We start from the raw sequence: 22979 nt of genomic DNA, 5'->3' as shown, positions 1-22979 counted from the left end.
CCTTTTCGTTCAAACGAATGGTAAAATAAGGGTATATCATTCGAAAGGAGTGACCGTATTGACTCGATTACAGTCAGGGGTGATTGGAGCGACTGCTCTTGTAATCACCGCCCTGTTATTTACGTTAGAGCGCATCGCGGCGTATACGCGTTGGCACGCCTTGGTCGCTACAGGCGTTTGGCCTGAGGAACCGACCGTCATGGATCTGTTGGTGCAAAATTGGTTCATCCCTCTCTTCGGCTTCATCGCCATCATCTGTTTCTTCATGGCCGGGAATTCGGTTAAAGCGACCACAACGAAAACAGGGACGACCGCCTCATGACGGTTGTCCCTGTTTGACGTGATACACCCAAATCGCTTCTCCGTTCCATTCGTCGATGCGGCCGCTATCGACGAATCCACCTCGCTGATAAAACCGCTTCGCCGGTTCATTTGCCGCGTGTAAACTGAGGACGATGTCATCCACGTCGAATCGGTCTTGAATGAAGATGAGCGCCAACTGTAGAAAACGTGATCCAAGCCCCCGTCCTTGCTCATGCGCATCCATCATAAAACGGTCGAGCCACACGTAGCGGTCGATTTTGTTCTCCGCCCCAATCATCATGAAGCCGACCGGTCGTTCGTCGAGACAAAGCGCATAGCACTGCCACGCGTATTTGACGTCGACTTCCATCTCGCGAAGCGATTCCGCATTCGTTTCGATGAAGCGGGACTGCTCCGCAGCGACGGTCAAGCCGATGACGACGTCCCGGTTCGTGTTATCAACCGGTTGAATCGTTAACACTTCCGTATCCATCCTTTCGCCTCCCCGGTATCCTATACGCCCTTTGCCCATGAAAAGTTCCGTTTCCAATATGGATTCGCTAAACTAAAAGAAAGGAGTGATACGATGAAACAAATCCACCATCTCTGCATCCAAACGCCCGACTATGAGGCGTCTAAACGATTCTATGAAGCGCTTGGATTCGAACTCGTTCAGGAATCGCCTGACTTTCATACACGGGCGTTCAATAGCTGGCTCAAGCTCGGCGACTTTTACATCGAGCTCCAGACGGCAAAAGTCGACGAGACGTTGACCCCCTATTCGAAACACGTGGCCGGCCCTGTCCATTTCGCTCTGTACGTAGACGACCTCGAAACAGAAGTGCGACGGCTCGAGGCGCTCGATGTACCGTTCTTACCGAAACAGGGCGGCAACATCTACTTCGTCGTCGACGGCTATTTAAGCAAATTAAAAGCCCCGGAAGGCACGATCATCGAACTTCGGGACTCGTTTTTAATCAAGTGAGGCGACGCGCCTCACTTTTTTTGTACACCGTGATGTTTTTGGCCACTTGAAAACAGGAACACTTAACCAACTTGGTTTTCTTGGAGGCAACGCATGAAATATCTCGATTATTGGACTTACTTGATTCTCTCGCTCCTCAAGCTCTATTTATTCAGCGTGCTGACGACGAGTGCATTCACATTCCACTTCTTCCTCGTCAACGTCGGCATGATCCTCATGATGACGAGCTGGGCATTACTCGTTCGACCGAACGTTCGCAGATGGATCCTCCTCGCCTCGCTATTTTTACATAGCACCTTGCTCATCTCGGACGCTTGGTATTACCGCTATTTCGGAAACGTCTTGTCGGTCGCGCTCTTGTCAGATGCCGGCCAGATGGGTGACGTCGGCGGTGGATTCTTGACGTTGATTCAGGCGACCGATTTCCTCTTTTTCGCCGACTTACTCGTTTTTGGGGCAATCGTGATGTATCGAAAACGGCACCCCGTTCGAGAGACGAGAGGACTTCGTGCGGCTGGTCTCGGTTTGTTAGCCGGACTTATGCTGTATAGCGTTCCGCTTATTGTCAATTATCCACCGGACGACCGGACGGCCATCTCGAACATGCGTGAGTACTATAAATACGGATTTTGGGGTTATCACGGCTTAGACGCCGCGCGTGGCCTCCGTGACGGGGCTGGACTCGGGACGGCGGTGACCGACGTCGACCAATCCAACGTCGCCGCCTTGTCTTCCGCGACCGTGAGCGCCTCGTCCGACACGAACGTCATCGTCGTCCAACTCGAGTCGTTTCAAGCGTCTGTGATTGGCCAAGTCATCAACGGTCAAGACGTGACACCAAGTTTGAACGCGCTCCGCGACGAGATGCTTTATTTCCCGAACGTCTATCACCAGACACATGAGGGCCGGACGTCGGATGCGGAGTTCACCGTCAACACGTCGCTCTACCCGGTCAAGTCGGGATCTGTCTACACCCAGTACGCCGACCACACGTTCGACGCCTTGCCTAAACGATTGAAAGCGGCCGGTTACGACACGGCGGCGATGCATGCGTTTGATAAGACGTTCTGGAATCGGGATAACTTTTACGAAAACATCGGTTTCAATCACTTCTTCTCCGCAGAGGACTACCCAGACGGTGAAGTGATCGGCATGGCGCTCAACGACCAAGACTTCTTGACGGAGTCCGTCCGTTTCATGGAGACGCTCGAGCAGCCATTCTATTCGTTCGTCGTCGCCTTGACGAGCCATACGCCGTATGACATCCCGGACCGCGAGAAACGGCTCGACTTGTCCGGCTATGACGACCCGCTCCTCCAAAACTATTATCACACCGTCCACTATGTCGATACGGCCGTCGGGTCGATGGTCGACGCGTTGAAGGCGAACGGCATGTGGGACGACACGCTCGTTGTGTTTTACGGCGACCACGACAACGGGTTGACCGCCCCCGGCGACGAGATGGCCGAGAAAGAAGGGGCCATATCCGTCACCGAGGTCTTTACGCTCGACCGGGCAGTACCGCTCTATATCAAACCGGCCGGGCTCGCGCGTGGCGAGGTGATGCAAGCGAGCGGCGGTCAACTCGACTTCGCCCCGACCATCCTCGAGTTGCTCGGGATGACGCCCGGCTATATGCTCGGAAGTTCGCTTCTCGATGACGAGCCCAACTTGACCGTGTTCCGAAACGGCTCGTTCCGTTACGACGATGTCTACTTCGACCCGGATTTGACGAAGCCGTTCGGGGCCGGCACGTGTTATGCAATCGATTCAGGAGACCCGCTCCCGTTCGACGCCTGCGCGCCGTATATTGACGAAGCGGCCGACCAGTTACGCCTTTCCGACATCATCGTCGAAAAAGACGCCTTATCCGCCCTTACACAAACCGACAAACAAGCCGCCCCGGACTAATCGGGACGGCTTGTTTTTAGTAGACTTTCCGGAGCGTCGCCACATCGATCTTTTTCATCGGCAAAAACGCCTCGGTCACGCGCGCCAACTGCTCCTTTGTTCCGGTCATCAACATCTCTTCCATCTCCCACGGCACGATTTGCCAGGAGACACCGTGCTTGTCCTTCAACCAGCCGTAGCGCTCGCTGAAGTCATACGTGTCGAGCGGCATAAGCACCTCTGCTCCATCTATAAGCTCGCTCCACAGTGTCTCCACCTCTTCCGACGTCGGGAACGTGACCATATACGAGATGGACGGATTTCGCTCCTTCAACGGACCGGCCCCGAGCAGTTGACAGAACTGTCCCGCCAGCGAGACGGTCACAACCGTCGTCTCGCCTGATGGCGTGTCCGTCAGTTTCGTCGTATAGTCGACGAATGAATCGGGAAACTTCGACACGTACCATTCCGCAATTGCCTCGACGTCGCCTTCAAACCAAATGCACGGGATTATCGATTGGGTAATCATCGGATGGACTCCTTTCAGATTTCACGCAGACGATACACGTCACGGACGGCGAGCAGCGTCTCTGCTGCCTGTCGGTATGCTTGATAGTGTGGTGAGTTGATGTGATGGTCGAGCGCCGTCTCGTCTTCGTATTGCTCATAAAACACAAACGTACCTGGGGCGTCAATTGACTCATGGAGCACATACGTCAAACATCCTTCTTCTTGTCTCGACGGGGGGATGACCTCGTCGAGCGCTTGCCGTAGCGCCTCTTCTTTTCCTGGATGTGCCTTCAAAATAGCGGTGATCGTAATGGCCATACGCGATTCCTCCTCATTTTAGGACTGACGCAAAACTGTTCCCGTTTTGGAAGAGATGTATACGCAAATGGACACGCCTATTTGTAAAGGCGTGTCCATCGTTTAGACGAGTTCGTTCGCAATCTCGTTCAGTTCTTCAATTTGATCTTTCAACGAAGCTAACGCTTCTTGCTGTGACATCGTCAGCACATGAACGTCTTGACTGCTCACTTCGAGCGCCGTCATCAATGCCGTCATGTCACCCGTCACTTGATGAACTTTGTTCAATTCTGAAACGACAACTTGGAGCTGGAGTGATGTCTCATCGACTGTCCTAGCGACCGTATCTGTCGTTTGAATCATAGAAAGAATCGATGTCCCGCTCTTACGGACTTGTTCTTCCTGCGTCGACAAACGTTCTGTGCTGCCATCGATGGCACGTTCCGTCACTTGTACCTCCTGCATGACGAGTTGGATAATGTCATTGATTTGAGATGAGGCTTGGGCCGTTTGTGCCGATAAATTTCGAATCTCAGTCGCGACGACGGCAAATCCTTTTCCGTGTTCCCCCGCTCGCGCTGCCTCAATTGAAGCGTTGAGCGACAGTAGGTTCGTCTGAGACGAAATCTGCTGGATCGTGCCCGTGATAGTCCGGACCTCTTGGAATCGCTCGGTCAATCCTTTAAACGCCTGATTCACTTCGCCGATACTTAAGTTCAGTTCAGCAAGCGACCGTTCTGTCGAGTCCATATTTTCATGTGACATTTGGGCATCTTGTAGGACACCGTTCACTTGTGATGTTGTGTCTTGAAGCTGTTGTTGCATTCGCTCAAATGCCTGTACGGTTGACTGAATTTGCGAGGCGACGTTTTGAATCAAACCTGCTTGTTCAGACGTTTGTTTCGTCATCGAATCAATTTGTGCCGTGACTTGTTCCGACGCATTCGTGACAGAATCGACGGAATCATTCATTGTAAATACCGCACCATGAAGCGTTGTCGCACTCGCTGTCGTCTTCGCCATGGTGAGTTCCACCTCACTCGCATGCTGTTCTGCTTGTTGTTGTTGGGCGAACGTCTCATGTAATAATTTTGCACCGAAGAAGGAGACAAAGTAGGCGCCAGATAACGCCATCGTGAGCACAGTGAACCAAATCACGAGGTCAACTGGCGTGGTAAATGAAAAACGGCCTATCCCGACAGCTGCAATTGATATGAGTAAACTGAGAACACTACCGTACAACACAAGATGACGATTCAAATACATCAACATCAATATAATATATAAAAAGACGATGTTTTGAATCGCCGCACCGGGCAAGGTATAAATAATCGCTGAAGCAGCGATATACATGAGTGTGACCAGACCGTACTTCAACCAAGGCTTTTCTACGTAAAAGCGATAACCGAGCCACGTTCCAATCTGAATAATTGTCCCTGTCATAATAAAACTAATGGCATCCTGTCCAGCAAGCTCACCCAGCCAATACAAAATTCCCATAATCGGATAAGAGAGGAAAAATAAAATGATTAACATCCGCGATACGAGTAACGAACTCATTTTTTCAAAATGATTCACCATGATTGTTGCCTTCTTTCAAGAAAAGTAAGAGTCTATATACATTTCGGTGCGTGATGTGAACATGTTTAGTCCATTTTTCGCAATTTTCTTCATATTGACTCAACAAATAAAAATAGGACAACAAATACCAGCAACCGCTGCGTTTGTTGTCCTAGAAATACATGACGAATGGTACTTATTTATTTTCATCTTTCGATTTGAATGGCCACCATACCCCGTCCCCGAACGATACGGTGATCGCAGGGATAAGGAGCGGCAACACGATCAATCCGTATAGTAACAGTCCGGTGATGACGATCGTCGCGATTTGAACGAGACTGAGCACGCCCGACGGAATCATCGCCCCGAACGTACCCGCGAGGATGACGGCGGCGGTCATGATGACTGTCCCCATCTTCGTCATCGAGTGGACGAGTGCGTCACGTACCGTCATGCCGCTAATCGTTTCTTCCCGGAATCGATCGAGAAGGAAAATCGAGTAGTCGATGCCGAGTGCAATCAACATGACGAATCCGAAGAACGGAACGGCCCAACTGATCCCGTCATAGCCAAGTCCTTCGACGAAGATGAGCTCTGTGATGGCCGCTGACGTGTAATACGTCAACAAGAGCGAGCCAATCATATAGAGCGGCATAATCATTGAACGGAACAGCATCGCCATGACGACAAAGAGCGTCACGAGCATGATGGCGACCGTTCGGTTGAAGTCGTTCGTCGACGTCGTGTTCAAGTCACTATTGATACTCGAAATGCCGGCATAACCAATCGTAGCCGCTTCAAACGGGGTATCTATGACGAGGCGGTCCATCGTCTCTTTCACCGTTTCGACCGTATCGATTGCTTCTGGTGAGTACGGATCCATGTCGAGTACGACTTCGAGTTGCGTCGCGGTCCCATCATCGAACACGTAACGGTCGATGGCCGGTGCGAACGTATCGGACGTCAATGTCCCTTCCGGTAAATAGACGCCTGTGTCACGTAAACTATCCGCCTCACTAAGTGCCGATAAGAAAGACACGGCCTCGCCTAATCCCGCTTCAATTTGGGACAAGCCAGCGTTGGCTTCACCGACTCCGGTGGCGAGCTGAGACAGGCCGACCCCAAGTTCTCCAACTTGCGCACCTTGTGCCGTTAAAGCCGAGGCAGCTTCATTGATCCCGGCCTCGATTTGTCCGAGTCCGACGGAGACTTGGCCGAGACCGGCTACCGTCGCTGGAATGTTTTGTGTGACCGTCAAGCCTTGTCCGATGAGACCAAGCTGGGCGTTCAATTGACCCAGCCCTGCCGCTGCTTCCGCAAGTGGCGCCCCCGCGTTCGAGGCTCCAGCTGGCAGCTGAGCGACAACGGCGTCAAGACCGGTTTGTACTTGCGCGAGGCCATCTTGGACGTCACCGAGGCCTGTCTCCGCTTCCGCCAGCCCTTCACTTACTTGTTCAAGCTGAGTATCGACGTAGAAGTCATCGATGACGTCACCGGTCGGACGTGTCACCGAACGGACGCCGCTCACCCCATCGATTTTTTCAAGTTCACTCGAGAACTTCTCGATATACGGAATCTCCGCTTCAGAGAGCGCGCCATCTTGTTTCAAAATGACTTGAACCGGGAGTGACTCGCCTTTCCCGAACCCTTCTGAAATTAAATTGAGCCCTTTGACCGAGTCATAGTCATCTCCAATCTCATCGACTGTATTGAATGACCGAGCGTCATCGTACGTGAACAAGACAGGCACGGTAATTGCGGCGACGACGAGAATCGAGATGAACGGACGGTTGACCGATAGCCGACTAAAGGTGGCCCAAAGACGACTGTCGTGATGTTCGCCCGCTTTCTTCGATGGCCAAAACAAGCGATGTTTGAGCGTTGCCATAAAGAACGGGACGACGGTGAACAAAATAAGAAGTAAGACCGCAATCCCGACGGCGACCGCGACGGCCGATTTAAAAATCGGGAAATCGGCAAAACCGATCGAGGCGAAACCGACGAACACGGCGAGCCCGCTAATGAGAACCGTCCGACCGGCCGTCTTATACGTGTTGACGATTGCGTCTTCAATCGTGTGACCGGCCCCGAGCTCTTCTTTATACCGACTGAGGAGCAAGATGCAGTAGTCCGTGCCAATCCCGAACAGAATCGCCACGAGGAAAATCTGCGTGTAGTTCGAGACCGGGAAGCCGAACCAATCGACGAAGAACGCGACGAACGATTGGCTGAGAAGGTACGTGAAGCCGACCGCGATGAGCGGGATGAACGGTGTCACGATGGAGCGGAAAACGACGAGGAGCAAGCTGAAAATCAAGACGACGGTGATGATTTCCGTTTTCTTCAAGCCTTCCTGCGCACTCAAGTTCACATCGTTATTGATAATCTCTTCTCCAGTGATGTACACCGTCTCATCTTTGGGTAAGACGTTCATTCGTACATCATCTGCGAAGGCGTTGATGGCCTCCATCGAACCTTCGACCGTGATTGGGACGAGCACGATGCGCGCATCTTCTGAAACGAGCTGTGCTTTGGTCTCTTCATTCTCGAACGGGTCGAGGACGTCCTTGACGACATCGTCGCGCGTTTCGATGTCACGGATGACCCGGGAAATATCAGCCCGTTCGGCCTCCCCAAGCGAGTCAAATTCGTAGACGAGTGAAATCGTTTTGTCACTCTTCCCGGCAGCGGTCAAGATGTCTTGGGCCCGTTGCGAGTCCATGTCTTCAGCGAGTTGGAAGCTTCCGGCCTCTTCGGCCTGCTTTGTTAAGTTAGGTGCCGCAATAAACAAGCCGGCTGTTAAGACGATGAGACCGATCAAGATCCCCCACCGCCATTGAATGATGTTACGCAATGCTCATTCCTCCCCAATCCGAAGCAGCTGTTTGATTTTCCGGAACGTCCGGACGAACTGTTCGATTTCTGCCTCGTCAATCTTTCCGTCGAGTAACGATTCGACGTAACGGTACACGGCCGCATCCGCCTCTTCGACGATGCGTCGTCCGGCCTCGGTCAATTCAATCAACCGCTCGCGTTGGTCTTGACCGCGTCGGCTGACGACAAGGTTTTTGTCGACGAGTTTTTTTAAGCGGTTCGAGACGGCGCTTTTATGCACCCCTTGTTTTTGCGCCAACTGTCCGGCTTGAATCGGCCCAAATTGTTCGAGCAACTTCAACAACTGCAGCTGTTCGCGTGAATATTCGCGCCAGACGTCGCCTTCCATCGCATCGATGACGTGTTCGGCACCTTGAAACATGACTTCTTCAAATAATTGAACGGCTTCCCGCATCAATTCTTTCATCGTTGGTTTACCCCCTAAACTATATTTATCTAGTTTATGCCCTAAACTAACAGCAGTCAATAAAAACGACCGATGCAGTCGTTGCTCATCGGTCGAGTTGATATACGTATGTATAGAACGTGAGCAGTTGTCCTGCCCATTCAATTTGTTTTTCCGCACCCTCGCGGATGAATCCGACACGTCTTAACACGTGCTGAGAGGCCACATTGTCGTTCGTCGTCTCGGCAATGAAGCGCCTGAACCGTGGTAACTTAAACGTCAGCCATTGCCGTAAAGCCTCCGTGGCATACCCGCTTCTGACATAAGCCGTCCCAATTCGATAGCCGACTTCCCCGGTCTCAGCATCAGTGTGACGAACGTTCAGGCGTCCGACGATTGTGTCATCCTTCCAAATCAAGTAATAATAGCCCTCACCGTTCGCCTGTTCGGCCAAAAGGCGCTCGAGTGACTGACGAAACGACTCCGGCTCATAGTAGGCGTTGCGTTGCCTCGGCTCGGGACCGAACGCTCAAAATACGCACGGTTTTCACACTCGAACGCGTACAAGCAGGCTTCGTCATGACGGCATAACGGCTTTACGCTCAGCCAATCCATGTGACGAGCGCCCCGTTTTCGTCAGCCGCTTGTTTGAAAACACGCTTCAACTCATCGAACTGTTCGAATAAATACTGTTTCTCTTCTAGTCCCCATTCGCTCTCAAACGGATACAGTTGTTGCTCATTCATCGTCGTGATGTCATAGCGCGCTTCAAGCGCATCGAGTTCGATGTACTGAAGCCGTGCGGACAAATCCGCCACTTCCTCCGGCGTCAAATAAGCGAGTCCCGCCTCTTCGTCCAAGACGTCGCCCCCAAATACCACTTTCCCGAGCGAATGGCGGTCAATCTCGTCCAAGTCCGTCTCCCCGGTCAACAAGAAATAAAGCCCGTGCCACGCCTTGTCGATATCGCTCTGCCGACCCTCGTCCTCTACGAGCTCCTCGAAGCGGTCCGGTTCGTGAAGCAGCCCTGTCAACTCTTCGGCCGATACACGCATGTATGCGCCAACCATCCCCATGTCTGATCCCCCTTTCCATTTCGTATGTCTGACTATTCGGCACGGTCATGAAAAAAACCTTCCGAAGAAGGTTTAGCGCATCGCTTCCGCGACGCGGAGTCCTGAGACGTATGCACTCTCAAATCGCGTTCGACCTGAGGCGTCGTCCGGCTCGAGGAAGACGTCACCGGCCAAGAAAATCGGCTCGTCACGCAATCGATAGTATGGCTCGTTCCAGACGTCGGTCGCCTGCGCATAGCGCCACCGCTTCAACTGGCTCGATTGAATCACAGACGCCGTCACTGTCTGCAAGAGGCGCTCGATTTCGTGAAGCGTCTCGTCTTCCGGACGGTCGTACCATTCCTCGCTCCAAGACTCGTCCATATAGACGCTGACGAGTTCTGTCGCCGAGACACCTTTTTGACGGTTGTTGATAACTTTTAACAGACCCGATGCCAAGCCCGTGTCGAGAATCCCGTCCGGACCGATGGTTACCTCGTTTCCGAATTCGAACAAGCCGACGAACGTCGGGGCATACGTCAATCCATGTAACGTCGTGTCAATCGGAAAATCCGCGAGCAAGTCAAACGTCTGCGGGAGCGGTGACGTGATGAGAAGACGGTCGTACGGTCGTGTCGTTACATCCGTCCGTACAATGACCGCCTCGTCCATCATCGTAACTGCTTCGGCTCGCTCGTTTAAATGGACGGTCAATCCGTCAGACAACCGTTTGGCCAAGGCGTTCATCCCGTCGACGGCGACGTAGCGCGGATACGGGTCGGCGTACCACACGTTGACCCACCCTTTCGTCTGCCAGTCGGCGACCTCTTGTTTGAGTTCTTCCCCGCGTACAGTGAAATAGACCGCCCCGTGATCAGCTTTGCCGTCTCTAATCCGTCTCGTCGCCAAGCGTCCCCCGACGCTCCGACTTTTTTCAATCAATTCAACTGTATGACCGTGACGGGTGAGCTCGCGTGCTGCGACAATCCCGCTCAATCCCGCTCCGATAATGCCGATGTTCATGTCCATTCCCCCTTCTGTCAGGAAGATTGTATCATGACCGAGGACTTATACGCCGGAACCGATGCGCTTCACGCCGACCGATTCCATTGCTCATCATACTCGTGGCGTGCGTCTTCATACATGACGGCGAAACGGCTGACGATGAACGGGCGGATGAGGGCGGTCGCTACGAATAAAGACAATGCAGCGAGAAAAACGGTATTAAAGTAGAAGAACAGCGTCAATCCGAGCACATATACGGGAATGAACGGCAAGATCAGCTTGAACGCCTCGCCTTTTCGCCCCCGCATCAAATCGCGCGACTTAGTGATGGACTCACGGATGGACAAATTAGGCTCATCGCGCAAAATAAAAAACGTGAACGCATAAGAAAAATATTTGATGATGCCTGGTACGAGAAAGAGCAGTGTCCATAACAGTTGATATACCGTCACGACAATCGTGGCCACCACATGTTTGTCATACCGCTGACGAAGCGGTCGAAACACGTGCTTGAACTGACTTTCCTCTCCTCGTACCGTCCCCAGTAACACCCAGTGGTAACCGATGATGATCGGATACAGCATGAAGGAAACGACCGCGCTGCCGATTAACCACATGCCACTAGCGAACAGTGTGTCTGTCGTCATCCCGTATAACGTCGGGTCCACTATTGTTCCTGCCTCCAGTATGAACGCACAGACAAATGACCACCCAAGTAACGTCAAGTTCTTTCCTTTCAGTGCTTCGTACGCCCGTTCATTCCATGTCTGGACCATCTTATTTCCCCTTTTTCATTCGTCTTTCCTGTCTTATACGCAACGTGATGAAAAATGTTTCAACCTCCACAAAAAAACAGGGCACTCGCCCTGTCGATCAGTCTTCCCGATATTCCAAAATGTCGCCCGGCTGACAGTCGAGCGCTTGACAGATTGCTTCGAGCGTCGAGAAACGGATTGCTTTCGCTTTCCCGGTTTTTAAAATCGATAGGTTTGCCATCGTCACGCCGACTTTTTCCGACAACTCGGTCAAACTCATCTTTCGTTTCGCCAACATGACATCCACATTTACGATAATCGCCATCGTCTCACCTCACACCGTCAAATCGTTTTCTTGTTTCATGTCGATTGCTCGTCTCAACAGTTTTTGTAACAACTCGGCAAAGACGGCAACGACGAACGAGGCAAAGACAAAGACGAGACCGATCAGGAGGAATCCCGGCGCGTCATCGCGTTCGGCGAACCAGTAGAAGAACGGTAACGTCATCGCGTAAACGGCGGTGATGATGACGGCACTATACTTGATGTGACGGAGCGCACGGACCGTCTCGAGTGAAAACACCTCGTCTCGATCGATGTATCCAAGCAGTTTGAACGTCTGATACAACGCGTAGAAAAACGGAACGGCCGCCACATACATTCCAATCACAATCGGCTGAATCGAGGCTTGCACCCACCCGCCGCTCACTGTCGCTTCCCGCCATATATGCGGTAATGCCAAAGCACAGCCTCCGATGACCGGAAGGGTCAGGACGATGACAGCTAACTTTAAAAACCATGTCTCTCGCTTCATGTTGTCGACACCTCACTTCATTTGGTGTCTCTAGCATATAAGTGATTTTATTGTTAATCAATAAAAAAATATTGCATTTCATAAAAAAAAGACCTTCACATCGAAGGTCATTCTTTCGGTTCTAACTCATCTTCCGTCACCCATTTGTGGTTCGTCACTTCTTCCCCGTCCTGGAGCATGAAGTTGACCATATAGACGGTCGTCTCTTCACTCGAGTCGATGGTCGCGTTCGCTCCGTCCATGCCTTCCATGTGGTCGGCTCGAAGCGTCACTTCGGTCCCATCGGCGAGCGGCGCGTCCTCGGTCGTGTCGAGTTCTTCATGTATCACCCATTTGTGATTCTCGACCGGTTCGCCGCCATCGGTCGGGGTGTACGTCACCGCATACGCTGTCGTATCATAGGCGCCAACGATTTTTGCCTCGGCACCTTCCATCTCGAGCATATGGTCTGCAGTCATGACGACTGTCGAGTCGACCGGGTATGTCGGATTCGATGCTTCCTGTAGGCCGTCCGGCACTTCACCGGAACCCGAGTGGTCCATCGTGCCATGCGCCTCTTCTTGTTCTGCGTTGTGCTCCTCGGTCACATCGATTGCTTGATCTTCTTCTGTCGTATCACCCGTGCCACCGCATGCGGCAAGTGACGTCGCAAGTAGCATGGCACCAAGTGTCGTTGCCCATTTTTTTTGTTTCATCAAATCGCTCCCTTCTATCTGTCACTTCCCTTCATCAATATTTGATATGCGGGTCTGACTCGATTTGTTAGCAAATTGAAAAGACCGTCCGAAGACGATCTTTAATGGACGCGTTTCACATCTTCGAACAACCCAAGCGCTAACCCCGCCACCATACCGATCGTTGTCACAATCAGCACGTAGTTCAAGTCGACGCCTTGCCAGAATTGTCCTTGCATGATGTTCGTCACTTCAATCAGAACGGTCAAAGCAAGTGCCGTCAATAGACTGATCCCGAAGAAGAATCTGAACGTTTTTTTACCAAAAACAATCACCCCTAACACCGTACCAAACACTGTCGTCACAGTGACTAAAAACATAGCATTGGCAAATGACTCCCCGACAGACGGCACAAGCGAGGCGGTCATTTCACCGACGGCAAATCCGAGCAAAATCGCACCGACCATACCAATCGTACTTAACCCGACGTTTCGAATGAGATGTTCACGGTAGCCAAGCAGGACGAACAGAAGCCCGCTACCGACACCACCCGTGAGGAAGGTGACGAGGACGCCCGCTTCAATGAAGAGACTGAACAGAAAACTGCTGAGCAGAAATGAGACAAATCCAATCAACAAACCAATCGCCCAATGCATATGATGATTTCCATGGACGATATTCATGATCCCCATCTCCCTTATAGGCTTATACTTTTCTATTACCGTTTCCATCGAATCGAAACGAGATTTCCCCCTGTTGTTCCACGATTATACAGAAACGTTCACAAAAAAGACCAAGGTGTCTCCACCTTGGTCTTGTCACTTATTCAACTGTTACCGATTTCGCCAAGTTACGTGGCTTGTCGACATCACAGTCACGCGCGAGTGCCGCGTAATACGAGATGAGTTGAAGCGGTAACACCGTCACGAGTGGTGTGAGGAGTGGCTCGACACGTGGCAAGACGAATGAATCGCTCTCGTGTTCCATCCCTTCCATCGAAATCGTGCAGGCAACTGCGCCACGAGCGACAACTTCCTTGATGTTTCCGCGGATGTTGAGGTGCGTGTTCGGTTGCGAGACGAGTGTGATGACCGGTGTGCCGTCCTCGATCAACGCGATCGGTCCGTGCTTGAGCTCTCCACCTGGATAGCCTTCCGCTTGGATATACGAGATCTCTTTGAGCTTGAGGGCCCCTTCAAGACCGACGTATGAATCCATGCCGCGACCGAGGAAGAACGCGTTGCGTGATTCTTTCAAGAACTTGTCAGCCAACTGCTCGAAGATTTCTTTTTGTGCCATAACCGAATCCATGATCGTCGCGATGCGCGCGAGTTCTGTCATGAGGTCAAACGGTACTTTCTTCCCGTTCGCACGAGCGATGTCGTAGGCAAGAATCGCGAGCACCGCGATTTGAGCCGTGTACGCTTTCGTCGACGCGACCGCGATCTCCGGGCCGGCGTGAAGGAGCATCGTCTCGTTCGCCTCACGCGAGAGCGTCGAACCGGCAACGTTCGTGAGTGTGAGCGCTTTGTAACCGCGCTTCTTCACTTCGACGAGGACGGCGCGGCTGTCCGCTGTCTCACCTGATTGTGAGATGAAGAGGAACAACGGTTTCTCCGTGAGAAGTGGCATGTTATAACCGAACTCTGACGCGACGTGCACTTCAGTCGGTACACCTGCGACGCGCTCGATCAACTGTTTGCCGACGAGACCAGCGTGGTAACTCGTACCGCAAGCGATGATATAGATGCGGTCGGCCTCAGAGACGAGCGAGCGCACGCCTTCCGTGAGCTCGATGTCACCGGCGTCGTTCTGGTAGTGCTGGATGATGTTGCGGATGACGGCCGGTTGCTCGTCCATCTCCTTCAACATGTAGTGCGCGTACGTGCCCTTCTCGATGTCTGAGGCATCGATCTCGGCCGTGTAAGGCGCGCGCTCCAATACCTCGCCGTCGAGCGTCTTGATCGTCGCCGACTCGCGCGTCAAGATGACGATCTCGCCGTCGTGGAGCTCGAGGTACTGGTCCGTCACCTGGAGCATCGCCATCGCGTCAGACGCCACGACGTTGAACGTGCCGTCGCCGAGACCGACGAGGAGCGGCGACTTGTTCTTGCCGATGTAGAGGCGCTCTTCGTCCTCTGAGTCGATCATCGCGATCGCGTACGAGCCGTGGAGCTCAGCGAGCGTCTTGCGGAACGCCGATTCGACGTCGCCGAGCGCGACGAAGTTCTTCTCCATCAACTGGACGATGACTTCCGTGTCCGTTTCCGACTTGAACGGGACGTCGAGCGTCGCCTTGAGCTGCTCGTCGTTCTCGATGACGCCGTTGTGGACGAGCGTAAAGCGGCCCGTCGTGCTCTGATGCGGGTGGGCGTTCGGGACGCTCGGCACCCCGTGTGTCGCCCAACGTGTGTGGCCGATTCCAATCGTGCCGTCTACTTCTGCTGGGACGATTTCGCGTAGCGCGGCGATGCGTCCGACTTCCTTGTGAACGTTGACACCGTCTTGCATCAACGCAAGGCCAGCCGAGTCATAGCCGCGGTACTCGAGTTTCTCAAGACCTTTGAGAAGGATTTCCTTCGCTCCGGTATTCCCAATCATTCCTACAATTCCACACATAAACAATTCTCCTCTATATTCGATTTCTCGAAAAAGGAAACGGGCTTTTTCTAAGAGCTGTCATCGTCTTTCACTTTGTCCGTCCGGTCACCCGGGCGTTTTACTGAAAGATTCTTAGTCGTGACAGGCGACTAGAAGGCATCCGCCGAAAATCTCGATCACCTTCGTCCTCGTCAACTCCGTAGAGTTCTGGCGCTTTCTCGTACTCTGTGCCCCTCCGTTTCTAAGGTCACGCTCTTAATAGTACAAATCACACCCCCATTCGTCAAGAAAATCACTAGATTTCACAGTGACAAAACGGAAACAAAAAGGGAATCCACAGTTGGATTCCCTTGTGTTATTCCCTGTTTGGATAAAATTATCCTTCCACACCGTAATCTTCACGTACGACTTGGGCGATTTTTTCGACGTAACGGTCACATTCTTCTGCTGTCGGCGCTTCCGCCATGACACGGACGAGCGGTTCCGTGCCCGACGCGCGGACGAGGATGCGCCCGTTCCCGTTCATTTCCGCCTCTGCCTCTTGAATCGTCGCGAGGACGCGTTCACCGTTCATCGCCTCGTTCTTATCCGTTACACGTATGTTGACGAGTTTTTGCGGGTACACTGGCATCTCCGCTGCGAGTTCAGACAGCTTGCGCCCTGTCGATTTGACGATTTGGGCGAGCTGAACGCCAGAGAGCATCCCGTCTCCTGTCGTCGAGTGATCGAGGAAGATCAAGTGACCCGACTGCTCGCCACCGAGTGTGTAATTGTGTTTCTTCATCTCTTCGACGACATAACGGTCACCGACTGCCGTTTGAAGCGCCGTCATGCCCGCTTCTTCAACCGCCTTGTGGAAGCCGAGGTTACTCATGACCGTTGCGACAATCGTATTGTCTTTCAAGCGGCCTTGCTCGCTCAAATACTTCCCACAGATGTACATGATCATGTCGCCATCGACCACGTCACCGTTCTCGTCGATGGCAATCAAACGGTCGCCGTCGCCGTCAAACGCAAGACCCATATCCGCACCCTTTTCACGCACGAATTCAGCCAAATGCTCTGGGTGGGTCGAACCGACGCCTTCATTGATGTTCAAACCGTTCGGCGAGTTCCCGATTGTCGAGACGTTCGCTTCGAGGTCTGCGAACAGACGCGCCGCAAGTCCGCTCGTCGCGCCATGGGCGCAGTCGAGGGCGATATGAAGACCGTCTAAGTCCTCATCGACCGTCTGTTTTAACAGCTGAAGGTACTTCTGGGCGCCTTCATAGTAATCCGAGACGAAGCCGAGGTCTTTTCCGACCGGACGTGGCAACGTGTCTTCTGACGCGTCTAAAATGTCTTCGATTTCTGCTTCCGTGGCATCGTCGAGTTTGAATCCGTCGCTACCGAAGAATTTGATGCCATTATCGGCGACTGGGTTGTGCGACGCAGAGATCATGACACCTGCCGTCGCATCGAGTGACTTTGTCAAATACGCGACACCTGGTGTCGAGATGACGCCGAGACGCATCACTTCTGCCCCGATTGAGAGAAGACCCGCGATGAGTGCACCTTCAAGCATGTGACCTGAAATACGTGTATCGCGGCCGATCAAGACTTTCGGCTGTTCACCGACCGGCAAGTGTTTCGATAACACATAACCACCGGCGCGTCCTAGACGATATGCCAATTCTGCTGTTAACTCTGAGTTCGCGACACCGCGAACCCCATCTGTTCCAAAATATTTACCCATATGATCATTTCCTCACTTTTGTATGATTGAACGCCTTATTGAAGCGAAGACGTCTCTGTTTCGTCATCGACGCTCGTCAATTCGACGTCAATTGTTTTTGGCGAGACGACCGTCACGCCTTTTGGTACTTCATAATCGACATCCACGCCATGTAACCCGCTCGGCAGACCGGTCAAGTCGAGCGTAACGCCTACACTATTCGACGTGACGTTCTCGAGGAGCGCTCGTTTCCCCGACAGCGTCACACTGACGACGTCAGGCGACCGGAGCGTATAGTTCGTCCGATCAAAACCACGAACGCTTACCGGCACCGTCAGACGGACCCGCTCGGTCAATTCGCCTGAATCGTCACGTGTATCATCAATCCCGCGAACGAGCAATTGCACCTCGACTTCTTTCTTGCCGAGTGCCGTTGCACCATCCGGCAACTGGAGCGTCGCTGTGACTTTATTATTTCCGTCTAAGCCGCCTAAATCGATTGGGATTGTCTCGATTACATCGAGGTTGGCGAGCACGTCAGTCGGTGCGAACACCCGCACTTCCGTGTCGGCGAGAAGTGTATCGACGAGACGATATTCATCCGCGACGTCACCGGTCGTTACGACCTCAATCGGGACGACCGCACTCTGTTCATATACCGGGACCGTCACACGAATGATGTTTGGTTCTACCGTGACGTTGAGCGGGTTCCCGTTCGCATCTAAAATGGTCGGCGGTAACTCTCGGGTGAACGTCTGGTTCTGGTTGGCGACATCGATGTTCAAGGTGATTTCTTTCACGTTTTGAATCCGACTCGCCCCACCCGACACCTTCACGGTCGTCGGTTCGATTTCAGCGTCCCCGACGACGTACCCTTCTGGCAACTGGTCTTTATTTAACATGTTAACGGAGACCGGTACTTCCACCGTCTGTTTACGATCGATGTAAATCTCGACCGTGTCCCGTTCGAGTTTGACGTTCACATCCCCCCCGAAACCACGGGCCTCGACCGGGACGCGATGAAATCCGGTACCGAGATTCGTCAAGTCGACGAATACTTGATAATCTTTCACCAATCGAGTCATCGTCAAACTGCTTGATGGTCCTTTGAGCTCGACGTTTAGCTCTTCCGGCACGTTATAGGCGACGTACTGGACCTCATCGAAAAAGACTTCCACCGGCACATCGAGCGCCATCGAGCTTTGACCGACAATCGGCAAGGCACTCGATGAGCTCGTCGACGAACTCGTCTCGGCGACCATAAAGTATAAAAGGATAGCTAAAGCAAGTGCGATGATGCGGAGAAACCATTTGTGTTGTAACCACTGATCAATCACTTACTTGTCCCCTCCTTTTTTGCCGAAGAACGAGAGCGTCGTCTCTTTCTCTTCGATGACGAGTTCTTGAATCAACTTGTTGCGAAGCGCCTCCTCGTCTAACTCACGATACAGACGCCCGGCAATCGCGAGCGATACAGCTCCCGTCTCCTCGGACACGGTGAGCGTCACGCTATCTGTCACTTCACTGACGCCAATCGCTGCACGGTGCCGTGTCCCGAGTGCCTTGTCGATGTGAGGACTCTCCGATAGCGGCAAATAACAAGCGGCAGCGGCGATTTTCCCATCTTGAATAATCATCGCCCCGTCATGGAGTGGCGTGTTCGGGATGAACAAGTTGATAATCAATTGCGACGTGATGTGCGAATCCATGCGAATCCCTGTCTCGACGTACTCGTTCAAGCCGGTGTCCCGCTCGATTGCAATCAATGCACCGATTCGGCGTTTCGACATATATTGCGCCGAACTGACAATCGCCTCAATCATTTGACGCTGTTTGTCCTCATCGCTCGTACTCGTCCGACCGAACAGGTTGCTCGTCCGGCCTAAGTGTTCTAGCCCACGTCGTAACTCTGGTTGGAAGATGATGATGATTCCGAGCAGACCATACGTGATGACTTGATTCAGCAAGAATTGCAACGTCTTTAATCCAAAGAATCCACTGAGGAACCAACTGACGAGGATAATCGAGATCCCTTTAATCAGTTGAACCGCTTTTGTGCCACGGACGATCATCATCAGCTTGTAGATGACGTACGTGACGACGACGATATCTAAAACGTCATTCAAATAATCGTACCAATGTACGTTCTCCGAAAGACTAAAAAATGATAAGAATGAAACCTGTTCCAGTAGCGGCAAATGCTCCCCTCCTCAACTACCTAGCCAATTGTGCAAGTTTCATTATATCACATTTCCAAAACGAAGCATCGCTTGGCGATAAAACGAAACCAGATTGAAACGAACAAAAAAGACGCCCGCGGGCGTCTTTAGAACAACTGTTTGATGGAATACCAAATCCACTCGAAAATCCGATCAATTTGCTCGAGCTCACCGGTCACTTCACCGGCGCTTGCCAAATATGCACGACCGTGGACGGCCGTCGCATTGCCTTCGACCTTGCCTTCGATGCGGAGGTCGCCTCCTTGAACCGTGATATCTCGCTCGACAGTGACACCTTCCGGTACGACGACTTCATTGGACGTGACGACGATTCCTGGTACTTTCGTATACGTCATCGTCTCCGTTGAACCGTTCCATAGCCCGAGCGTCGCGCTCGACATCAAACTGAAGAAGAGGACAGCCGCAATCAGGCCAGGATGTTTCCGGAACCAAACCATCTGTCTCGAATGCGTCCGTCGCACTTTCCGCGTTTGAATCGGTTCTGGCACAGCTGTCGGAACATGAGTCGGACGTGCTGTGGCGTCAGGTAAAGCCGCCATGACCCGAGCCGTGAAGTCCTCAGACAATCTCGGTCTTGGCAAAGCTTTTAGTTCGGCATCTATTCGTTCGTATTGAAGGTAGGCCTCGTATAAGGCGTCGTCCTCGAGTAATTGACGTAATTCGTCAGATTCTTCGGGCAGGATGCCATCTTCCAAATATTGTTGTAGCTTTTCTTCAGGAGTCAATTGAACCCCTCCCTGTTTTGAAAGATTGTTTTCAACATTTCTCTTCCCCGGAAAATCCTTGTTTTAACCGTTGCGACCGGCATATCGATCATCACACTAATCTCTTTTAATGACAAATCATCCACATACTTTAAAAGTAGCGGAATGCGATATTTGTCAGGCAGTTGCTTGATTGCCTCATGCATCTCACCTCGAATTTCGCGATGAACGACTTGAGCATCGGGTTGGGGCGCTTCATCAGCTAAGTGGTCTTGATACGTGAGACCCTCGGTACCCGCGATTTCCGCATCCATTGAATACTCCGGCTTCCGTTTGCGAAGTCGATCAATGGCGACGTTTGTCGCGATTCGGTACAACCATGTTTTAAATTTATATTGTGGGTCGTACGTCTCAATCCGTGTATAGGCTCGTATGAACGTTTCTTGGGCAGCGTCCTCGGCTTCGCCACGGTCATATAGAATCTTATAGGCGACAGCAAAGACACCGTCCTTGTACAGTTCTACCAATTCAGCAAACGAATCGTGATTCCCCGACCGCAATTCGTCGACCAAACGGGTGGTCAGCCGTTCCATCAATCCACTCTCCCTCTCCGCAGCTATGCGGTCATCCCTCTATACGTGCAATCCATCAAATAAGTTTCATCTCCAACAAAAAAAGTTTCCAAACCCATTGTAGCAAAAGGATTTGGAAACTGTAAGGGATGGAAACTAATTCAACTTTCCAATAACAGGTTTTCTTTGGATTTCACAATCGTCTCGCAGAGCGCGAACGCCAACTGGGCCGTCTTGTCTTCGACATCAAGGGATGGGTTCAGTTCAACGAGTTCGATGGCAATCAACTCGTCTGCGGTCATCGCTTCAGCGACAATCGCTTTCCCTTCTGCAGCGGTCAATCCCCCCTCGACCGGCGTCCCTGTCCCTGCGACGAGGCTCGCATCAAAGCTATCCATGTCAAAACTGACATAAAAACGACCGACGCGTTCACGTAAATAGGCAATCGCCTCTTGCATAATCACGTCCGCACCGCGCGTTCGAACTTCTTCGACCGTGATGACTTTAATCCCGAGTCGATTGATTTCACGAATCTCCCCTTCATCGATATCGCGAAGTCCAATATAGACCAGGTGCTCCGGCAGAAGCTTACGCTCTCTTCCTCCGACCTCCGTCAAACGGACATCCCCCATCCCCATGGCGGCTGCAAGCGGCATGCCGTGAATGTTCCCCGAAGGTGACGTCTCACCTGTATTCAAATCCGCATGGGCATCCACCCAAATGACGCCATATGGACCAGTTTTAGCAAGACCTGCGAGCGTTCCGATGGCCATGCTATGGTCGCCTCCGACAATCAATGGGAAACGATTCGCCTGAACTTCCTCATGGACGGCTTCCGCGAGCCCATTGACCGTGTATAACACGCCATCTACCCGTTTCAAGTGCTCTTCATTCTCACGGATTTCGGATTCAGGCAACACGCGGATTGTTCGCTTTGCCGTTCCCTCAGGCAATAACGCCTCTAACCCGAGTTCCCGAAGTTTACTCGGACCTTGATCGACTCCGTCTTTCCCCTGTCCATAACGGAGTGGTACTTCAATATATGACCATTGCATAGCCATTCCCCCTTGACCGATTAATACCTTTATTGTAAACGCTATCAATCAAGTGGTTCAACTTCGCACGGTCGTGTATAAACATACAAAAAGGCAGCCTGAATGGTGGCAGGCTGCCTTTCTCTGTACTCTCAAGTGAATGGTTCATGGTTTTAGGCAAAAAAAAACTTAAGTCATCAATAACTTAAGAAACAAACAAATGGTGGAGCCTAGCGGGATCGAACCGCTGACCTCCTGCGTGCAAGGCAGGCGCTCTCCCAGCTGAGCTAAGGCCCCGGGAATGATATGGAGCGGAAGACGGGATTCGAACCCGCGACCCCGACCTTGGCAAGGTCGTATTCTACCACTGAACTACTTCCGCAAAAAATGAGCCATGCAGGGCTCGAACCTGCGACCCTCTGATTAAAAGTCAGATGCTCTACCAACTGAGCTAATGGCTCAAACCTGGTGGGGGGGGGCGGATTCGAACCGCCGAACCCGAGGGAGCGGATTTACAGTCCGCCGCGTTTAGCCACTTCGCTACCCCCCCAAGGAGTGCCGGCGAAAGGATTCGAACCCTCGACCCTCTGATTACAAGTCAGATGCTCTACCAACTGAGCTACACCGGCATATATGGTTTGATTGATTATAAAAGATGGTGGAGGATGACGGGATCGAACCGCCGACCCCCTGCTTGTAAGGCAGGTGCTCTCCCAGCTGAGCTAATCCTCCATAATGGTGACCCGTACGGGATTCGAACCCGTGTTACCGCCGTGAAAGGGCGGTGTCTTAACCGCTTGACCAACGGGCCTAAATTGGCTCCGCAAGTAGGATTTGAACCTACGACCTACCGGTTAACAGCCGGTTGCTCTACCACTGAGCTATTGCGGAACGATCTTGCCTGGCAACGTCCTATCCTCACAGGGGGAGACCCCCAACTACTTTCGGCGCTGAAGCGCTTAACTTCCGTGTTCGGCATGGGAACG

General features: G+C 52.2%; 23 protein-coding genes, 8 tRNA genes, 1 rRNA gene and 1 pseudogene. 3 read left to right on the top strand and 30 right to left on the bottom strand.

What is annotated here, in order from left to right:
* Positions 1 to 49: 49 nt before the first annotated feature.
* Entirely contained in the window at positions 50 to 322 is a 273-nt protein-coding gene (locus KNP76_RS10675; RefSeq protein WP_214844517.1) for a hypothetical protein, read from the top strand.
* Here KNP76_RS10675 and KNP76_RS10670 read toward each other — a convergent pair.
* Positions 317 to 796, bottom strand: a complete 480-nt coding sequence (locus KNP76_RS10670) for a GNAT family N-acetyltransferase (RefSeq protein WP_214844516.1) — start codon at positions 794 to 796, stop codon at positions 317 to 319. The genes KNP76_RS10675 and KNP76_RS10670 overlap by 6 nt on opposite strands.
* A 93-nt stretch (positions 797 to 889) precedes the next feature.
* Here KNP76_RS10670 and KNP76_RS10665 point away from each other — a divergent pair, with 93 nt between their 5' ends.
* Both KNP76_RS10665 and KNP76_RS10660 read left to right on the top strand, forming a co-directional pair.
* A complete protein-coding gene (locus tag KNP76_RS10665) occupies positions 890 to 1288 on the top strand; it encodes a VOC family protein (RefSeq protein ID WP_034816256.1) in 399 nt (132 codons plus the stop codon).
* A 93-nt stretch (positions 1289 to 1381) separates the two neighbouring features.
* Positions 1382 to 3199 carry an LTA synthase family protein gene (locus tag KNP76_RS10660; RefSeq protein ID WP_214844515.1) on the top strand — a complete coding sequence of 606 codons (1818 nt, stop codon included), beginning with the start codon at positions 1382 to 1384 and terminating at the stop codon, positions 3197 to 3199.
* Between the two features lie 16 nt (positions 3200 to 3215).
* Here KNP76_RS10660 and KNP76_RS10655 read toward each other — a convergent pair whose 3' ends face one another.
* From KNP76_RS10655 to rrf, 29 genes and pseudogenes are all read right to left on the bottom strand, one after another.
* A complete protein-coding gene (locus KNP76_RS10655) occupies positions 3216 to 3707 on the bottom strand; it encodes a VOC family protein (RefSeq protein ID WP_214844514.1) in 492 nt (163 codons plus the stop codon).
* A gap of 14 nt (positions 3708 to 3721) precedes the next feature.
* Positions 3722 to 4006 (bottom strand): putative quinol monooxygenase, encoded by a 285-nt coding sequence (locus KNP76_RS10650; RefSeq protein ID WP_214844513.1) that lies wholly within the window; start codon positions 4004 to 4006, stop codon positions 3722 to 3724.
* Positions 4007 to 4108: 102 nt separating this feature from the next.
* A complete protein-coding gene (locus tag KNP76_RS10645; RefSeq protein ID WP_211780290.1) occupies positions 4109 to 5428 on the bottom strand; it encodes a methyl-accepting chemotaxis protein in 1320 nt (439 codons plus the stop codon).
* Between the two features lie 313 nt (positions 5429 to 5741).
* Positions 5742 to 8399: an MMPL family transporter gene (locus KNP76_RS10640; RefSeq protein ID WP_214844511.1), complete on the bottom strand. Its 2658-nt coding sequence runs from the start codon at positions 8397 to 8399 to the stop codon at positions 5742 to 5744.
* Positions 8400 to 8402: 3 nt separating this feature from the next.
* Positions 8403 to 8846 (bottom strand): MarR family winged helix-turn-helix transcriptional regulator, encoded by a 444-nt coding sequence (locus KNP76_RS10635; RefSeq protein WP_214844509.1) that lies wholly within the window; start codon positions 8844 to 8846, stop codon positions 8403 to 8405.
* A gap of 85 nt (positions 8847 to 8931) precedes the next feature.
* Positions 8932 to 9309: pseudogene (locus KNP76_RS10630) on the bottom strand (GNAT family N-acetyltransferase); the annotation flags it as partial.
* Positions 9310 to 9427: 118 nt separating this feature from the next.
* Positions 9428 to 9901 carry a YfbM family protein gene (locus KNP76_RS10625; protein ID WP_214844508.1) on the bottom strand — a complete coding sequence of 158 codons (474 nt, stop codon included), beginning with the start codon at positions 9899 to 9901 and terminating at the stop codon, positions 9428 to 9430.
* A 72-nt stretch (positions 9902 to 9973) separates the two neighbouring features.
* Positions 9974 to 10903: an NAD(P)/FAD-dependent oxidoreductase gene (locus tag KNP76_RS10620; RefSeq protein ID WP_251137441.1), complete on the bottom strand. Its 930-nt coding sequence runs from the start codon at positions 10901 to 10903 to the stop codon at positions 9974 to 9976.
* Between the two features lie 68 nt (positions 10904 to 10971).
* The gene (locus tag KNP76_RS10615) at positions 10972 to 11661 is read right to left on the bottom strand and encodes a DUF975 family protein (RefSeq protein WP_214844506.1); all 690 of its coding nucleotides are present in this window, start codon (positions 11659 to 11661) and stop codon (positions 10972 to 10974) included.
* Between the two features lie 97 nt (positions 11662 to 11758).
* Entirely contained in the window at positions 11759 to 11965 is a 207-nt protein-coding gene (locus tag KNP76_RS10610) for a helix-turn-helix domain-containing protein (RefSeq protein ID WP_211780285.1), read from the bottom strand.
* 9 nt (positions 11966 to 11974) lie between these two features.
* Complete coding sequence (locus tag KNP76_RS10605) at positions 11975 to 12454, bottom strand: DUF2975 domain-containing protein (RefSeq protein WP_214844505.1); 480 nt, start codon at positions 12452 to 12454, stop codon at positions 11975 to 11977.
* A 107-nt stretch (positions 12455 to 12561) separates the two neighbouring features.
* Entirely contained in the window at positions 12562 to 13149 is a 588-nt protein-coding gene (locus KNP76_RS10600; protein ID WP_214844504.1) for a YdhK family protein, read from the bottom strand.
* Between the two features lie 101 nt (positions 13150 to 13250).
* Complete coding sequence (locus tag KNP76_RS10595) at positions 13251 to 13820, bottom strand: hypothetical protein (RefSeq protein WP_214844503.1); 570 nt, start codon at positions 13818 to 13820, stop codon at positions 13251 to 13253.
* A 130-nt stretch (positions 13821 to 13950) separates the two neighbouring features.
* Positions 13951 to 15747 carry a glutamine--fructose-6-phosphate transaminase (isomerizing) gene (gene glmS, locus KNP76_RS10590; protein ID WP_214844502.1) on the bottom strand — a complete coding sequence of 599 codons (1797 nt, stop codon included), beginning with the start codon at positions 15745 to 15747 and terminating at the stop codon, positions 13951 to 13953.
* A gap of 358 nt (positions 15748 to 16105) precedes the next feature.
* Positions 16106 to 17464 carry a phosphoglucosamine mutase gene (gene glmM / locus KNP76_RS10585; RefSeq protein ID WP_214844501.1) on the bottom strand — a complete coding sequence of 453 codons (1359 nt, stop codon included), beginning with the start codon at positions 17462 to 17464 and terminating at the stop codon, positions 16106 to 16108.
* A 35-nt stretch (positions 17465 to 17499) separates the two neighbouring features.
* Entirely contained in the window at positions 17500 to 18780 is a 1281-nt protein-coding gene (locus KNP76_RS10580) for a CdaR family protein (protein WP_214844500.1), read from the bottom strand.
* Complete coding sequence (gene cdaA, locus KNP76_RS10575; RefSeq protein WP_034804079.1) at positions 18781 to 19641, bottom strand: diadenylate cyclase CdaA; 861 nt, start codon at positions 19639 to 19641, stop codon at positions 18781 to 18783. It lies immediately after the preceding gene.
* Positions 19642 to 19769: 128 nt separating this feature from the next.
* Positions 19770 to 20408, bottom strand: a complete 639-nt coding sequence (locus KNP76_RS10570) for an anti-sigma factor (protein ID WP_214842143.1) — start codon at positions 20406 to 20408, stop codon at positions 19770 to 19772.
* Positions 20405 to 20980, bottom strand: a complete 576-nt coding sequence (gene sigW, locus KNP76_RS10565; RefSeq protein ID WP_214842141.1) for an RNA polymerase sigma factor SigW — start codon at positions 20978 to 20980, stop codon at positions 20405 to 20407. The genes KNP76_RS10570 and sigW overlap by 4 nt, the downstream gene beginning before the upstream one ends.
* Positions 20981 to 21120: 140 nt before the next feature.
* Positions 21121 to 22014, bottom strand: coding sequence for an arginase (rocF, locus tag KNP76_RS10560; protein ID WP_214844499.1), 894 nt, complete (start codon positions 22012 to 22014; stop codon positions 21121 to 21123).
* 200 nt (positions 22015 to 22214) lie between these two features.
* Positions 22215 to 22290: transfer RNA gene (locus KNP76_RS10555), tRNA-Ala, on the bottom strand.
* A 10-nt stretch (positions 22291 to 22300) separates the two neighbouring features.
* Positions 22301 to 22375 (bottom strand) — tRNA-Gly (locus KNP76_RS10550).
* Positions 22376 to 22381: 6 nt separating this feature from the next.
* Positions 22382 to 22454: transfer RNA gene (locus KNP76_RS10545), tRNA-Lys, on the bottom strand.
* Positions 22455 to 22459: 5 nt separating this feature from the next.
* Positions 22460 to 22543, bottom strand: a tRNA-Tyr gene (locus KNP76_RS10540).
* A gap of 6 nt (positions 22544 to 22549) precedes the next feature.
* A tRNA-Thr gene (locus tag KNP76_RS10535) sits at positions 22550 to 22622 on the bottom strand.
* 27 nt (positions 22623 to 22649) lie between these two features.
* Positions 22650 to 22725 (bottom strand) — tRNA-Val (locus KNP76_RS10530).
* A 4-nt stretch (positions 22726 to 22729) separates the two neighbouring features.
* A tRNA-Glu gene (locus KNP76_RS10525) sits at positions 22730 to 22804 on the bottom strand.
* 5 nt (positions 22805 to 22809) lie between these two features.
* Positions 22810 to 22884, bottom strand: a tRNA-Asn gene (locus KNP76_RS10520).
* An 8-nt stretch (positions 22885 to 22892) separates the two neighbouring features.
* Positions 22893 to 22979, bottom strand: a 5S ribosomal RNA gene (gene rrf, locus KNP76_RS10515); the annotation flags it as partial.

Origin of the sequence: Exiguobacterium sp. s150 (assembly GCF_018618435.1) — a bacterium.
Lineage (GTDB): Bacteria > Bacillota > Bacilli > Exiguobacteriales > Exiguobacteriaceae > Exiguobacterium > Exiguobacterium alkaliphilum.
This window is presented reverse-complemented; position numbering and strand designations above follow the sequence as displayed.

What these genes read in the sequence shown, in the direction of transcription:
- KNP76_RS10625 (WP_214844508.1), bottom strand. Translation starts at nt 9,901, where the DNA reads ATGGGGATGGTTGGCGCATACATGCGTGTATCGGCCGAAGAGTTGACA.
- rocF (WP_214844499.1), bottom strand. Translation starts at nt 22,014, where the DNA reads ATGCAATGGTCATATATTGAAGTACCACTCCGTTATGGACAGGGGAAA.
- KNP76_RS10610 (WP_211780285.1), bottom strand. Translation starts at nt 11,965, where the DNA reads ATGGCGATTATCGTAAATGTGGATGTCATGTTGGCGAAACGAAAGATG.
- glmS (WP_214844502.1), bottom strand. Translation starts at nt 15,747, where the DNA reads ATGTGTGGAATTGTAGGAATGATTGGGAATACCGGAGCGAAGGAAATC.
- sigW (WP_214842141.1), bottom strand. Translation starts at nt 20,980, where the DNA reads ATGGAACGGCTGACCACCCGTTTGGTCGACGAATTGCGGTCGGGGAAT.
- KNP76_RS10615 (WP_214844506.1), bottom strand. Translation starts at nt 11,661, where the DNA reads ATGGTCCAGACATGGAATGAACGGGCGTACGAAGCACTGAAAGGAAAG.
- KNP76_RS10655 (WP_214844514.1), bottom strand. Translation starts at nt 3,707, where the DNA reads ATGATTACCCAATCGATAATCCCGTGCATTTGGTTTGAAGGCGACGTC.
- KNP76_RS10650 (WP_214844513.1), bottom strand. Translation starts at nt 4,006, where the DNA reads ATGGCCATTACGATCACCGCTATTTTGAAGGCACATCCAGGAAAAGAA.
- KNP76_RS10595 (WP_214844503.1), bottom strand. Translation starts at nt 13,820, where the DNA reads ATGGGGATCATGAATATCGTCCATGGAAATCATCATATGCATTGGGCG.
- KNP76_RS10600 (WP_214844504.1), bottom strand. Translation starts at nt 13,149, where the DNA reads ATGAAACAAAAAAAATGGGCAACGACACTTGGTGCCATGCTACTTGCG.
- KNP76_RS10670 (WP_214844516.1), bottom strand. Translation starts at nt 796, where the DNA reads ATGGATACGGAAGTGTTAACGATTCAACCGGTTGATAACACGAACCGG.
- KNP76_RS10605 (WP_214844505.1), bottom strand. Translation starts at nt 12,454, where the DNA reads ATGAAGCGAGAGACATGGTTTTTAAAGTTAGCTGTCATCGTCCTGACC.
- glmM (WP_214844501.1), bottom strand. Translation starts at nt 17,464, where the DNA reads ATGGGTAAATATTTTGGAACAGATGGGGTTCGCGGTGTCGCGAACTCA.
- KNP76_RS10620 (WP_251137441.1), bottom strand. Translation starts at nt 10,903, where the DNA reads ATGAACATCGGCATTATCGGAGCGGGATTGAGCGGGATTGTCGCAGCA.
- KNP76_RS10645 (WP_211780290.1), bottom strand. Translation starts at nt 5,428, where the DNA reads ATGACAGGGACAATTATTCAGATTGGAACGTGGCTCGGTTATCGCTTT.
- KNP76_RS10660 (WP_214844515.1), top strand. Translation starts at nt 1,382, where the DNA reads ATGAAATATCTCGATTATTGGACTTACTTGATTCTCTCGCTCCTCAAG.
- KNP76_RS10635 (WP_214844509.1), bottom strand. Translation starts at nt 8,846, where the DNA reads ATGAAAGAATTGATGCGGGAAGCCGTTCAATTATTTGAAGAAGTCATG.
- KNP76_RS10665 (WP_034816256.1), top strand. Translation starts at nt 890, where the DNA reads ATGAAACAAATCCACCATCTCTGCATCCAAACGCCCGACTATGAGGCG.